The 13,059-nt window shown below is 37.9% G+C and carries 10 protein-coding genes; 3 read left to right on the top strand and 7 right to left on the bottom strand.

The genetic code is table 11. The annotated features are described in order from the left end of the window. Positions 1-37: 37 nt before the first annotated feature. From ACE3RB_RS08475 to ACE3RB_RS08495, 5 genes are all read right to left on the bottom strand, one after another. The gene (locus tag ACE3RB_RS08475) at positions 38-1,897 is read right to left on the bottom strand and encodes a CocE/NonD family hydrolase (RefSeq protein ID WP_374463830.1); all 1,860 of its coding nucleotides are present in this window, start codon (positions 1,895-1,897) and stop codon (positions 38-40) included. A 239-nt stretch (positions 1,898-2,136) separates the two neighbouring features. Beyond that, positions 2,137-3,642 (bottom strand): outer membrane beta-barrel protein, encoded by a 1,506-nt coding sequence (locus ACE3RB_RS08480; RefSeq protein WP_374463831.1) that lies wholly within the window; start codon positions 3,640-3,642, stop codon positions 2,137-2,139. Then, the gene (locus ACE3RB_RS08485) at positions 3,639-4,904 is read right to left on the bottom strand and encodes a hypothetical protein (RefSeq protein ID WP_374463832.1); all 1,266 of its coding nucleotides are present in this window, start codon (positions 4,902-4,904) and stop codon (positions 3,639-3,641) included. Before ACE3RB_RS08485 ends, ACE3RB_RS08480 begins: the two co-directional genes overlap by 4 nt. 96 nt (positions 4,905-5,000) lie before the next feature. Further along, on the bottom strand, positions 5,001-5,420 hold the full coding sequence (locus ACE3RB_RS08490) for an SH3 domain-containing protein (protein WP_202838807.1): 420 nt from the start codon (positions 5,418-5,420) through the stop codon (positions 5,001-5,003). Positions 5,421-5,426: 6 nt separating this feature from the next. Continuing rightward, positions 5,427-5,915, bottom strand: a complete 489-nt coding sequence (locus ACE3RB_RS08495; RefSeq protein WP_002977195.1) for a BON domain-containing protein — start codon at positions 5,913-5,915, stop codon at positions 5,427-5,429. A gap of 228 nt (positions 5,916-6,143) precedes the next feature. Here ACE3RB_RS08495 and ACE3RB_RS08500 point away from each other — a divergent pair, with 228 nt between their 5' ends. Next, positions 6,144-7,394: a dicarboxylate/amino acid:cation symporter gene (locus ACE3RB_RS08500; RefSeq protein ID WP_374463833.1), complete on the top strand. Its 1,251-nt coding sequence runs from the start codon at positions 6,144-6,146 to the stop codon at positions 7,392-7,394. A gap of 8 nt (positions 7,395-7,402) precedes the next feature. After that, on the top strand, positions 7,403-8,128 hold the full coding sequence (locus ACE3RB_RS08505; RefSeq protein WP_374463834.1) for a phytanoyl-CoA dioxygenase family protein: 726 nt from the start codon (positions 7,403-7,405) through the stop codon (positions 8,126-8,128). A gap of 189 nt (positions 8,129-8,317) precedes the next feature. Here the strand turns inward: ACE3RB_RS08505 and ACE3RB_RS08510 are convergent, their stop codons facing one another. Both ACE3RB_RS08510 and ACE3RB_RS08515 read right to left on the bottom strand, forming a co-directional pair. Next, a complete protein-coding gene (locus ACE3RB_RS08510) occupies positions 8,318-11,119 on the bottom strand; it encodes a GH92 family glycosyl hydrolase (RefSeq protein ID WP_374463835.1) in 2,802 nt (933 codons plus the stop codon). A gap of 194 nt (positions 11,120-11,313) precedes the next feature. Continuing rightward, complete coding sequence (locus ACE3RB_RS08515; RefSeq protein WP_374463836.1) at positions 11,314-11,769, bottom strand: hypothetical protein; 456 nt, start codon at positions 11,767-11,769, stop codon at positions 11,314-11,316. Positions 11,770-11,920: 151 nt separating this feature from the next. Here ACE3RB_RS08515 and ACE3RB_RS08520 point away from each other — a divergent pair, with 151 nt between their 5' ends. Beyond that, complete coding sequence (locus ACE3RB_RS08520; RefSeq protein ID WP_002977210.1) at positions 11,921-13,027, top strand: Mrp/NBP35 family ATP-binding protein; 1,107 nt, start codon at positions 11,921-11,923, stop codon at positions 13,025-13,027. Positions 13,028-13,059: the final 32 nt, after the last annotated feature.

The following is a 13,059-nucleotide window of genomic DNA, read 5'->3' on the forward strand; positions in this document are numbered from 1 at the left end:
AAACAAAAAAGCTGTTCAAACGAACAGCTTTTTCAATTTATTTTAAAACATCAGCTTCAATGGAGCTGTCGTCATATACTTTAATAAATGCTTTGGTGTAATCTTCTTTGTTGGCAAAATTCGGATTATCCATAAATTTCTGCGGGTTGATCGCGAAAAGCGGGAACCAGGTACTGCTGATCTGAATCTGGATTTTATGTCCTTTTTTGAAGGTATGAACCACATCCTGAAGTCTGAAGTTAACAGCCGTTTTCTGGTTAGGAACCAGAGCTTCTCCCTTTTCTTTCGTATTTCTGAACCTTGCAGGCATAATTTCACTTCTTACCATCTGGTGATAGTTTCCATAGATAACGCCTTCTTTCTTTTCTGCAGGTTTGAAATCTTCAGGATAAACATCAATCAGTTTTACTGCAAAATCAGCATCTGTAGATGTGGAAGCAATATTCAGTTTAGCCATGATCTCGCCGGCAAAAGTGATATCTTCAGTAAGTACATCTGTTGTGAATGTTAATACATCAGGTCTTCCCACAGCAAACCTCTGGTCTTCTGACATATAATTCCTTGGAGTGAAACCATTGAAATCTTTTAAATGATCAGAGCTTAAAACAGGATTGTTCGGGTCACTGTAATATTCCGAATATCCTTGTCCTGATGATTTTTTTAAGGTTTTATCCGCCAGGTAGAAATTCACTTTCTGAGCATTTTTAGGAGGGTAAGAAGCAAATTCTTTCCATTCTTTAGCTCCGGTGTCATACATCAGTGCTTCAGGAAGTCCCACATCTTCTTTGGTGTTGCCTTTCAGATAATGATTGAAGAATTTAGTTTCAATATTTTTCTGATAATAGGTTGCAATGCTGTCCCCAAAGTATGTTTCACTGTGGAAATGTTTTCCCTGCTCCTGGGACCAGCCACCATGGGAAAATGGTCCCATTACAATGGTATTTTTGGCTTTAGGACTTGTTTTTTCGATGGTTTTATAAATGTTCAGCGGACCTGAAAGATCTTCTGCGTCAAACCATCCGCCGACAGTCATTACAGCATGACTGATGTTTTTTAAGTGGGGAAGAAGCCCTCTTTTCTGCCAGAATTCATCATAGTTGGTATGATTCATAATTTCTGTCATGAAGAAGTTATTCTTGTAATACTTTTCATACCCGTCTTTCAGGGTACCCATATCTCTGTAAAATTTCAAACCATCTTCAGAAGTCTGCTTGATGAAAGAATCCATATACCATGCCTGCTTTTCCGGTTGTGTCTTTTGAATACCAAAAACAGGAAATGTTCTGAAATAGCCCAGCATAAATCTTCCGTTGTGAAGGAAATCATCATTCCAGAAATCAGAAATTGGTGCCTGCGGAGAAGAAGCGACTAAAGCCGGGTGTTGTGACAATGTTCCTACAGCAGTATAAAATCCGGGATATGATGTTCCAAACTGGCCTACTTTACCATTGTTATCCTTCACATTTTTCAAAAGCCATTCAATGGTATCATAAGTATCCGTACTTTCATCAACATCTTTTTTAGTTTTACGTTCTACCTGTGGCGTCATATTGGTAAAAGTGCCTTCACTCATATATCTTCCGCGTACATCCTGGTACACGAAAATATACTTGTCTTTCATAAGATACGTGTTGGGGCCTACCTTTGTTTTATATTCACTTTCTCCGTAAGGGGCAATGCTGTAGCAGGTTCTCTGCATCAGGAACGGATATTTGTTCTTGTTCGATATATCTTTCGGGATATACACCGCGGTGAAAAGTTTCACGCCATCACGCATTGGAATATAAAATTCTTTCTTGGTGAAATTGTCTTTAACGAAAGTATCTTTCTGTTCCGTTTTCTGAGCTTTTCCAAGAATCAAAAAAAGAATACATAATACTGAAATATGGATTTTCATAAAAAAAATTTGCTGCTAATTTAAAAATAAAAACAGGTTTATTCGTAAATCTTGTTTAAAAGGTTGTTGTAAGAAACCACCCCGTCAAAAATTCTTTGAATTTTCGCCACCTCTCCAAAGGAGAGGAATTTTTCGTCTTCAGTTGTAATGGAGTTTAGGATTGAAATTAAGGCTATCATAAAAATAGCCGGGAAAGATCCGGCCATTATTCAGAAATTATATAAAAGGATGGTGTTGCTTTATTGCGTCTTTTTTCCTGCAAACTTATTCAGCTTCATGCTGATAGAGAACATGACGTACCGTTTCAGGATAAGATCTTCGCGGTCTTCGAAATAAGAATCGGTGATGGTTCTTCTTACGCTTTGATTTTGGTTTAAGACATCATAAACCTTCACTTTTGCCGTAAACTGCTTTTTATAGAATGAATATCCAAGACTGGTATTCCAGAAGTAAAAATCCTTTTTAAAGCCCGGGGCAATATTGGAATTGGTATTGTATTCAAAATCGTTTCCAAATACAAGCCTGCCTTGCAGCATATAATTGGTCAGCTCCAGTTTTAAGGATTGATTGGCTGTATTTACATTCGTTACATTGTAATTGGTATAATTTGAAAAACTGTATCCAAGTCTGTAAGAAGGCTTGATGGTCATTTTGTCTTTGATTTCATAGGTAAGATTAAGTCCCGGATTAAGGCTGTATGAGTTGCTGGTAAAGGCCTGTCCGTCTATAAAACCATTATTGTAAGCATACACCATACTGAATCTCGGGTTGATGGTAAGCTTGTTGTTTTTCCACTTCAGGGTTTTGCTGAAACCTCCGCCTGCGTTGATGTTTTTATTTCCGCTTACGTTGCTGTAGGTAATCACCTGCTTTCCTGCGTTATCATAGGTGGAAAAATTAATGATGTCATTATTCCTGTACGTAAAACCGATATTGAAATAGTAACTGAGGTCTTTTACTTTATTATAATTATTGAAATACAGATAAAGATTGTTGATCCAGGTATTTTTCAGATCAGGGTTTCCCTGATAGGTAATCAATGGATTTGATTCATCTTTATACGGAGTAAGCTGTTCTGCAGTAGGAATATTGAAGTTGGAGTAGTTGTAAATATTCAGGACTTTTCCTTCTCCCAGCTGATAGTAAAGATTGATATTATATTGGGGTAATACAAAATTTTTCTGCAGATCATATTGCTGCCCGTTATAAATAGAGTTTACTTTCATGTCTGAGATGTCAAGATTCATTGAAGCCCAGAAATTCAGTTTCTTTTTATTAAGCTGGTACGTGAACTCAGGAGAGATCTGATTGATTCTTTGCTTCATATTGTTGGATAAAAGCTGATTGAATTTAGTATAATCTCCGGTTGTATTATCAAAATCATTTACATTCCTCAAATTTCTGGCAGATCTGGTTTCATATTTTAATTCAAAACTTACACTTGAAGAATCGGAAACAGGCTCTGTATATCCGGCAGTGAAATTAAAACTGCTGTTCTGATTTTTATTCCTGGCTAACTGATCCCTGTTGTCTACGGTTGTTCCGCCGGATTGATAGAATGTGTTTTGGGACTGGTTCAGGTTATCTCTTTTTGATTCAGAGATGGAGCTGTTTATATTCGCTGAAACCGAGCGGCCTTTTTTTCTGAATTTTCTTGAAAAATACAGATAAGGATTAAATGAATTACTTTCTGAATCATTACTTGAATACGCATTGCTTTCATTCAGAAGCTTGCCGTTATTCAAAGTAGAGAGCGTGAATTATTAAAATTAAAGCTGCTGTTTTTTGTAAATCTTGGAGAAAGGTAGATACTGGTCATGGAGTCCAGTTTGATTTTAGCTGAAGTATCAAAACTGTATTGTTTGGATTCATTTTCTCCGTTACTTTCAGAATTGGTCTGAAGCGTATAATTGGGCAGAAGGGTAGACCTTGAAACTTTGGATCTTGTTTCCATATTGGAATCAGAATGCATCAGACTGAAAGAATCCAGATCAGCATCTTTTCCCAGTTTGTCACTGTAATTTAACCCAATGGTTGTAGACCTTTGAATTCCTTTTGTACCGCCTCCCTGGGTGAAATAAGTCATATTTCCTACCGTTGAGACAGATCCTCCCTGCATCATCCAGGCATTCCGTCCATTTCCCATACTGTCAAAAACCTCATCCCTGGAAAAGCCCTGGGAATTGATATTATTGGAAGAAGCCAGTAAACTTATTTTAGTGTCACCTTTAAAATAACTGGCCAGCCCGCTTGCTTCATACCGCTTATCTGATCCATACCCGACGGTAAGCCTTGTTAGTAACCCTTTATTTTTCTTTTCATCAATATTAAAGTTGATGGTGGTATTCTGAGATTTGGCTGTTTTTCCGCTTAATTCTTCCTCCTTTGTTTTGGTGGTGGTAAACTGAATATTTTTGATGATATCCGCAGGTAAGTTCTGAAGGGCGATTTTGCCATCTTTGTCAAAGAAAGGTTTTCCGTTGATCATGATCTGATCCACATCTTTTCCATTCACTGTAATTTTTCCCTCATTGCTGATCTCCACACCCGGGATCTGCTTCAGAAGCTCTTCTATTTTACTGTCCGGGCGTACTTTGATCGCTGCTGCATTAAATTCAATCGTGTCTTTTTTAATTTTTACCGGAGAAACCGTAATTTTTACCTCATCGATAGCATTCACCAGGCTTTGTTTTTCCAGCTGAATATCTCCCAGGGATAACGACTGATCTATTTTATCAAATTTTTTCGAATAGGAAGATAATTTGTCGGCGTCAATTGTAAGAATGGAAGGCTCTTTTACCTCATCAATTTTCAGAGAGAATTTTCCCTCTTTATTGGTGGCTGTGTAATTAACGATAGATGAATCTTTTTGTTTTAAAAGATAAACGGTCGCATTTTCTATCGGTTTCTTTTCAGAATCTGATATTCTTCCGTCAATGTGTAGTTTTTGGGCGTGCAGTATGATGACTGTGAACATCAAAGTCAATAGCAGCAGAGTTTTCTTCATTAGTTTTTTTTCAGAGCCGTAAAAATATAAAAACATCCCAAAGTTGGGATGTTTCTAGGCTTTTTTTTGTGAAAATTTATTATTTTTTAATAAAAATTATGCTCTTAAATATCTTGAATAAGCATATCCTTCCTGGCCGTCTGCATTTTTCACTTTCCACCAGTCATCAGAAGTCTGCTCAATAAGTGTTACAGAAGAACCTTTTGCAGCTTTACCTACAACGGCAGCTTCAGTAGAAGGCTCCTGTCTGATGTTAAGGTTAGATTCTTCAGTAGCTACTGTAAGAGAAGCTCCTGCAGCAAGACCTGCAACCTGTACATCAATATTGATATCTGAAGCAGAATAAGTAGAATCAATAGCTCCTAAAGCATTCCATACAGCGTCTTTAGCTGCAGTATTGGAAGCATTTCCGGAAACATAAAGAATCCCGTCCTGCTCCTGAACCTGAAGATTGGAAATCCCTGCAGACTGTGCTGCCGAAACTACACTTGAATATTTATCTTGTAATTCGCTCATCTTTAATTATTTTACGATTAGGTTGTTGTTATATTTTCCGATTTTCAAAGCATCTACAGATTCTTTGATTTTTCTTGCCTGTAAGGCAGAAACATTTCCTGTAAGGGTAAGCTGTCCATTTACAACTTCCACTTTTACAGAAGGGAAATCTTTTACCGCATCCTGAACTTTTTTCTGAACAGCAGGATCTACAGCAGATGCCGTTTCAACAGGTGCTGCAGGTGCAGGAGCTGCTACCGTAGACATATCCATTACGTCTTTTACTCCGTTGATTGCCTTTAATTTTGCAATCATCGCGTCTTTAGACTGTTGATCTGCGAAAGTACCGCTTAAGTGTGCCACACCTTCTTTTACTTCAACAGAAGCATTGGGATTAGAAGTTACTATAGTTGTAGCCTGAGTCTGAAGATCGGCATCAGAAACTTTCTTTTTGCAAGAAATAGCACCGAAAGATACAGCTACAGCTAATGCAGCCATTGCAATAGTTTTTTTCATATTGTATATTTATTTTAATGTTGTTATACACTCAAATGTAATAATAAAATTTGTACCAAAAGAATAAAAATTCAATAAATGTTTCTTAATTTTTTTACAAGATTTTCTAAACCAGGGTTTTAATTTTCATGGATTTAAAACTTAGTGAAGGAAATGTGAAAATTATCCACATTAAGAAAATCTTCTGCCAATTGAAAAACCATTATATTTGCGCAAATTGAACTATATATGAAAGGACAGAATAAACTTTTTATAGCAATTATCATTGCACTACTTCTGGGAGTAGGAATTGGGGGAATTGTACATGTAAACTATCCGGACAGTGCAGAGCCCTTTTCTAAAAATATAAAACTGCTGGGGACGGTTTTTATCAGATTGGTACAGATGATTATTGCGCCATTGGTTTTTACAACATTGGTAGTGGGGATTGCGAAGATGAGCGATATCAAAATGATCGGAAGAGTAGGGACAAAAGCGATGCTTTGGTTTATTTCCGCTTCTCTGGTTTCTCTTTTTATCGGGTTGATGCTTGTTAACTGGCTGGAGCCGGGGCATGTGACAAAACTACCTATTCAGGATGTAGCTTCTGCTGATGAGCTTCTTAAAAGCAGCAAAAGTTTTTCCATGGAAGACTTTGTAAAACATATGATTCCTAAAAGTTTATTTGAAGCCTTTGCGACCAATGAAGTATTGCAGATTGTTGTATTTGCCGTGATGTTCGGAGTTGCACTGGCTAATTTAGGAGAAGAATATTCAAAACCCGTTGTAAAGCTTTTTGATATTATTGCTCATGCTATCCTTAAAATGGTAGGATATATCATGTGGTTTGCCCCGCTTGGAGTATTGGGAGCAATTGCAGCCGTAGTGGCAACCAATGGTTTTGAAATCTTTAAAGTATATGCTATTTATTTAAGAGATTTCTTCTTTGCGATAGCCGTTCTTTGGCTGGTCCTTTTACTGGTGGGATATCTTATCTTAGGAAACCGTCTTTTTGACCTTTTAAAAAGAATTAAAGAGCCTTTGCTAATCGCTTTCTCTACTACGAGTTCGGAGGCAGTATTTCCAAAACTGGTTGAAGAACTGGAGAAATTCGGGTGTAACAGCAGGGTAGTATCATTTATTTTACCTTTAGGATATTCATTCAACCTGGACGGAAGTATGATGTATATGACATTTGCTTCCATCTTTATTGCTCAGATCTATGGAATCGAAATGACGCTTGGGCAGCAGATCACAATGCTTCTGGTATTAATGCTTACGTCAAAAGGTATTGCAGGGGTTCCGAGAGCTTCTCTGGTAATCATTGTAGCAACCTGTTCCATGTTCGGTATACCGCCGGAAGGAATTGCTCTGATTTTACCAATTGACCACTTCTGTGACATGGGTAGAAGTATGACCAACGTGTTAGGAAATACTTTGGCAACTTCAGCGGTTTCAAAATGGGAAGGACAGTTAACCGAGCCGTTAGACAAAATTTAAAACAATTCATGAGTTTACATCACTTAGAAAATTATAAAAGCCATATTCTTGAATATGGCTTTGCTGTTATCAATAATGTGTTTTCACAGCGGGAACTTGAAGAAATAGACAATGTTCTTCAAAATATTGATATCTCAAAAGAAAACTTCAGAAAATCGGAAGATCTGTTCGCCATAAGACAGTTTTTAAAAGAAGTTCCGGAAATCAAAGACCTTATTTTTAATGAAAATATCAGGAAAGTAGTTAGGGAAATTTTCGGAGAAAAATATTTTGTAGTTAAAAGTATCTATTTTGATAAACCTGAAACTTCCAACTGGTATGTAGCCTATCATCAGGATCTGACGATTTCTGTTGATAGAAAGCTTGAACTCCCTAGTTTCGGTCCATGGACAACCAAACAGAATCAGTTTGCTGTACAACCTCCACTCAATGTTTTGGAGAATATCTATACCATCCGAATCCATCTGGATGATACTGATGAAAATAACGGAGCTTTGAAAGTGGTTCCAAAATCTCATGCAAAAGGTATTTACAGGCCAGAAACCATCGACTGGACCGTAGAAACAGAAGAAATCTGCAACGTAGAAAAAGGGGGAATTATGCTGATGAAACCTTTAACACTTCACGGTTCCAACCGAACCACCAACGGAAAGAAAAGAAGAGTCATTCACATAGAATTCTCTGATATCAAACTTCCGGAAGTCCTGCAATGGTCTGAAAGAATGAATGCATAAAAAACGCCCTTCGAGTTTTCGAAGGGCGTTTTTATTGCTGGAAGATGGATGCTGGAAGAAGGAAGTTTATGAAAGCCTAAGTACTAATATTAGTCCATTTAAATTTTTGAAAAATCAAAATCTCTAACAAACGGACTTCAGGAAGTAATTCGTCAAATAGAAACTTCCATCTCCCTTCTCCCATCTTCTTTACTTTATAGAAATCTCATCAATAAAAATATAAGCGTCACCTCCGGCTCCCTGATGCCATTCCGGAAGTTTTCCAAAATAGTAGGCTTTTACTTTGATATACCGGGCTTCAGTAGGAAGAATTTCTGTAGAAAAGTCTTTGATCTGAACTTTCTCATCTTTAGGATCAATATCATTATCAATAGATTTCAGAAGAACAAAATCTTTTCCGTTCATAGAAGCGTAATATTCCACTTTTTTAGGCATCAGAATCCATGCTCTGCTGTCCTGAAGATAGGTGGAGGACAGGGTGGTGATCTGCTGAGGTGATTTAAAGTCAATAATAGCTTCAAAATTCTGTCCCTGATATCCGTGCCATTCACCTTTTCTCCAGTTCACATCTCCTCTGATTCCGTCAATAAGAGCAAGATTTCCGGTAGCACTGTATTGAGGAGTTACTTTTGACAGGATATTAATATCCCAATAATTGGGTCTTCTGTTGAAATGAGCGGTTGTCACAGAGCTTTTTTCACCGTTTCTTTCAGCATAAGCCATTACCTGAGTTGTTTTAGTAATGGAGAACGGACCTTTATACGTAGAAAAAGTCTTTCTTTTATTACTGTCACTTTCGTCCATCGTCATATAATATACCTTGTCATTTGGATTCAGTGGAGTGATCCCAACTTTGGTAGAAAAGTCGAAGATTCTGTCGGCAGCAATTACCGGTGAAGCTGTCTGTTCTGCATACTTAAAATCTTTAGCTGGTTTTACGTTTTCGAACCCTAATTTTTTAAGTTCAGCTCTGCCTGTCGTTTTTGTAATTGTTCTTGTAGTGCCGTCTTCAAGGTGAATTTTGATTTCGTCAAAATAAGGAGTGGTAGTTTCCCATTCCGGTAACCCTGGAGTTACAGAATAAATTCCCATTGAGCTTAAAACATACCAGGCACTCATCTGGCCGCAGTCTTCATTCCCGATAAGTCCGTCGGGCGTGTTTTTATAAAAGTTATCAAGGATGTATTTAATTTTGGCATCTGTTTTTTCTGGTTTGTCTACGAAATTGTACAGATAAGCAATGTGGTGGCTTGGTTCATTTCCCTGGGCGTATTGTCCCATCAATCCTGTAATGTCTGCCTGTTCTCTTCCAGTGGTTTTATCAGGAGCGGTAAAGATAGCATCAATGAACTGTTCAAACTTTTCTTTCCCGCCATGAGCCGCAATAAGGCCCGGAATGTCCTGCTGTACGGAATAAGAGTAATGCCATGAATTTCCTTCCGTATAATTGTTGTTGACTTCTCTCGGATCAAATGGCTCATACCAGTTTCCGTTTTTTCTTGGCTGCATGAAACCTGTTTTCGGATTGTAAAGATTTTTCCAGTTCTGAGAACGCTTCATGAAATACTGATATTCTTCTTTTTTGCCTAAAATTTTTGCCATCTGGGCAATGCACCAGTCATCATAAGCATATTCTACGGTTTTGGAAACGCTTTCATGCTCGTCATCTATGCTGATATAATTATTCTGTTTATAAGCATTCAATCCGAAAATATCCTGCATGGCAGAAGCTTTTGCTGCCTGAAATGCCTTCTCGTAATCAAATCCCTGAATTCCTTTAGCCATAGCATCTGCAATGACAGAAACCGAGTGGTAGCCAATCATACATTCCGTTTCATTGGAGGCCAGTTCCCATACCGGAAGTTTTCCTCCCTGTTCGTATTGTTTAATAAAAGTATTGATAAAATCAGCAGTTCTTTTTCTGTCGATTAAAGTCATTAGCGGATGAGCGCCTCTGAAGGTATCCCAAAGGGAAAATACCGTATAATAATCAAAACCGTTGGCAGTATAAAGTTTGTTATCCCTGCCTCTGTACTTTCCGTCAACATCCATATTGATGTTCGGTTGTGTGAAAACATGATAAAGAGCAGTGTAAAAAACGGCTAATTTGTTTTTATCATCAGACTTCACTTCAATCTTTGAAAGCTCTTTGTCCCAGTCAGATTGAGCCTGTTTTCTTACAGCGTCGAAATCTTTCGTCTGTCCTTCTGCCAGCATATTCTTTTCTGCACCTTCGTAACCGGTGGGAGAAACAGAAACCTTTATATTGATCTTTTCTCCTTTTTTAACATTGGTTGAAAATGCCAGAGCTAGCTTTGTTCCTGTAAAAAGGTTGTTTTCCTGTTTTCCGCTGACTTCCTTTTTTGAAATTTTCATCGGTTTTGAAAATTCAATTCTGGCATAGATATACTGGTTGGTTGCCCACGCTTCACTTCTCCTGAACACTTCAATGGTTTTATCATCAATGATTTTTACCTCACCTTCCAGAAGTTTATCCCTGTGGTTGAGGTCCAGGATAATATTGGCATTTCCTGCGTTGTTGAAGGTATATTCATGGTAGCCGACTCTTTTGGTAGTGGTAAGACGGACATCAATATTGTTTTTATCTAATCTGACAGTGTAGAATCCTGCTGTTGCCTTTTCATTTTTATGCGAGAACTTTGAAGAATATTCTTTACTGTTCAGGCTTGGATTTCCCATTGTAGGCATCAGCATGATGTCTCCGTAATCTGAAACTCCAGTGCCGTTCAGATGGGTATGAGAAAAACCATAGATCACAGAATCCGAATAATGATATCCGCTGCATCCGTCCCAGCTGCCGTCAATCCTTGTGTCAGGAGCCAGCTGCACCATTCCGAACGGAACAATAGCACCCGGAAAAGTATGGCCGTGGCCTCCGGTCCCAATAAACGGATTGACATATTGAGAATAGTTCTGTGCGGAAATAATCTGAGTAATACCTATAGAAAATGCAATAAGCGCTTTTTTCATGTTTTGATTTTATAAAAAGCGAATATATTGAAAAACAGTAAAACAGAGCTAACAAATCATTGGAGTTTAGGTCATAAAAGCATTCTAATACTTAAACTCTTTCTTAAGACTCAAGTCATTCTGAATGAAACGGAAATGAAGAATCTCATTATAAGAAGAAATTCTTGCTTAGCCGGAATAACAATGCAAAATATTTACACTTCTCCTTCAAAGAAATCCCTGAGGTACGTCTCTTTGTCTTTTTCTTCCCGTCCGGAACCCAGATATTTTTTCCAGGACTGGGATTCATGATAGACAATACCCATTCCCCATACACAGTACGTTGGCAGATGGGTTTTGTTTCTGTCCCATACTTCAAATTGTCCGGAACCGTCATAATATACGCTTTCCCACAATTCATTTTCACTTCGCCATGTGCAGACCAGCAAAAGATAGTTTTTTCCGCAACGGTGCATAATAACAAATCCGAGATCATCAATGTTTTTAAAGTTTTCTTCGGCATTGTCAATACATTTTTGGGCATTATCAATGTCCTGTTGGGAAATTTCAGCAGGATCACTGGCCAGGTCATACCACTTGAATTTTGTTTTTCCAACGGTGAAAATCCCTTTTGGCTGTGCATATTTGGAAGGATAAGAAGTTATTTTCATATCAATAATTTACTGAAGGTTGGTGTGGTATCAAGACATAAAACAGGAATAAAAAATTTTTAACGATCTGATTTATCACCTGATATTATAGATTTTATTGATTCTAAATTACCGAAAAAAATGCGTAAATTTGTAAACAATTTATATTTATATGTTGACGAAAGAAAAGGTTCAGGAATTCCTTAAAGAAATAGAAGTAGACGATTTGGTGAATAATCTTCAGATTATGGGTGATGATGTGTATATTGACATGACTGCTCATTCACCTGCAATGCACGAAAAGAAAAAGCTGGAAGCTGCCATGAAACAGGCCTTTGCCAGCGAGTTTGGAGAAAACGTTCATTTAAAACTTAAAATAGTTTCTCCGGAGCCTAGTGAAATTCAGCAAAGTCAGATCAAAGGAAAACAAATTCCCGGGATTCAAAATATTATCGCTATTGCTTCCGGTAAAGGAGGGGTAGGAAAATCTACAGTTTCTGCAAATATGGCAGTAACGTTAGCTAAAATGGGCTTTAAAGTAGGATTACTGGATGCCGATATCTATGGTCCTTCGGTGCCTACCATGTTTGATACAGAAGGCGAGAAACCAATTTCTGTAGAAGTTAATGGTAAAAACCTGATGAAACCTATCGAGAATTATGGGGTAAAAATGCTTTCAATAGGATATTTTTCAGGAGCTAATCAGGCAGTAGTGTGGAGAGGGCCAATGGCTTCAAAAGCATTAAACCAGATGATCAGAGATGCCGCATGGGGAGAACTGGATTTTCTGTTAATTGATCTTCCTCCGGGAACAGGTGACATTCACTTATCCATTATTCAGGAAGTACCGGTAACAGGGGCGGTGATTGTAAGTACACCTCAGCATGTTGCACTGGCAGATGTAAGAAAAGGTATTGCAATGTTCCAGATGGAAAGCATTAACATTCCGGTGCTTGGTCTGATCGAAAATATGGCGTATTTTACACCAGAAGAACTTCCTGACAATAAATATTATATCTTTGGAAACCAGGGAGCACAATATTTGGCCGAAGATCTTGGAATTCCTGTATTGGGAGAGATTCCGTTGATCCAGAGCATCAGAGAAGCAGGAGATGTTGGAAGACCGGCAGCACTTCAGGAGGGATCTAAAATTGAAGAAATCTACACAGAAACTGCCAGAAAGATGGTTGAAAGCTTAGTGGAAAGAAATAAAAACCTTCCACCTACTGAAGCGGTGAAGATTTCCACAATGGCGGGATGCTCGCCAAAAGCAAAATAATAATTTCAATAAAATTTGAAAAAAACCGAATT

Origin of the sequence: Chryseobacterium sp. (assembly GCF_041914225.1) — a bacterium.
Lineage (GTDB): Bacteria > Bacteroidota > Bacteroidia > Flavobacteriales > Weeksellaceae > Chryseobacterium.

What these genes read in the sequence shown, in the direction of transcription:
- ACE3RB_RS08475 (WP_374463830.1), bottom strand. Translation starts at nt 1,897, where the DNA reads ATGAAAATCCATATTTCAGTATTATGTATTCTTTTTTTGATTCTTGGA.
- ACE3RB_RS08485 (WP_374463832.1), bottom strand. Translation starts at nt 4,904, where the DNA reads ATGAAGAAAACTCTGCTGCTATTGACTTTGATGTTCACAGTCATCATA.
- ACE3RB_RS08490 (WP_202838807.1), bottom strand. Translation starts at nt 5,420, where the DNA reads ATGAGCGAATTACAAGATAAATATTCAAGTGTAGTTTCGGCAGCACAG.
- ACE3RB_RS08495 (WP_002977195.1), bottom strand. Translation starts at nt 5,915, where the DNA reads ATGAAAAAAACTATTGCAATGGCTGCATTAGCTGTAGCTGTATCTTTC.
- ACE3RB_RS08500 (WP_374463833.1), top strand. Translation starts at nt 6,144, where the DNA reads ATGAAAGGACAGAATAAACTTTTTATAGCAATTATCATTGCACTACTT.
- ACE3RB_RS08505 (WP_374463834.1), top strand. Translation starts at nt 7,403, where the DNA reads ATGAGTTTACATCACTTAGAAAATTATAAAAGCCATATTCTTGAATAT.
- ACE3RB_RS08510 (WP_374463835.1), bottom strand. Translation starts at nt 11,119, where the DNA reads ATGAAAAAAGCGCTTATTGCATTTTCTATAGGTATTACTCAGATTATT.
- ACE3RB_RS08515 (WP_374463836.1), bottom strand. Translation starts at nt 11,769, where the DNA reads ATGAAAATAACTTCTTATCCTTCCAAATATGCACAGCCAAAAGGGATT.
- ACE3RB_RS08520 (WP_002977210.1), top strand. Translation starts at nt 11,921, where the DNA reads ATGTTGACGAAAGAAAAGGTTCAGGAATTCCTTAAAGAAATAGAAGTA.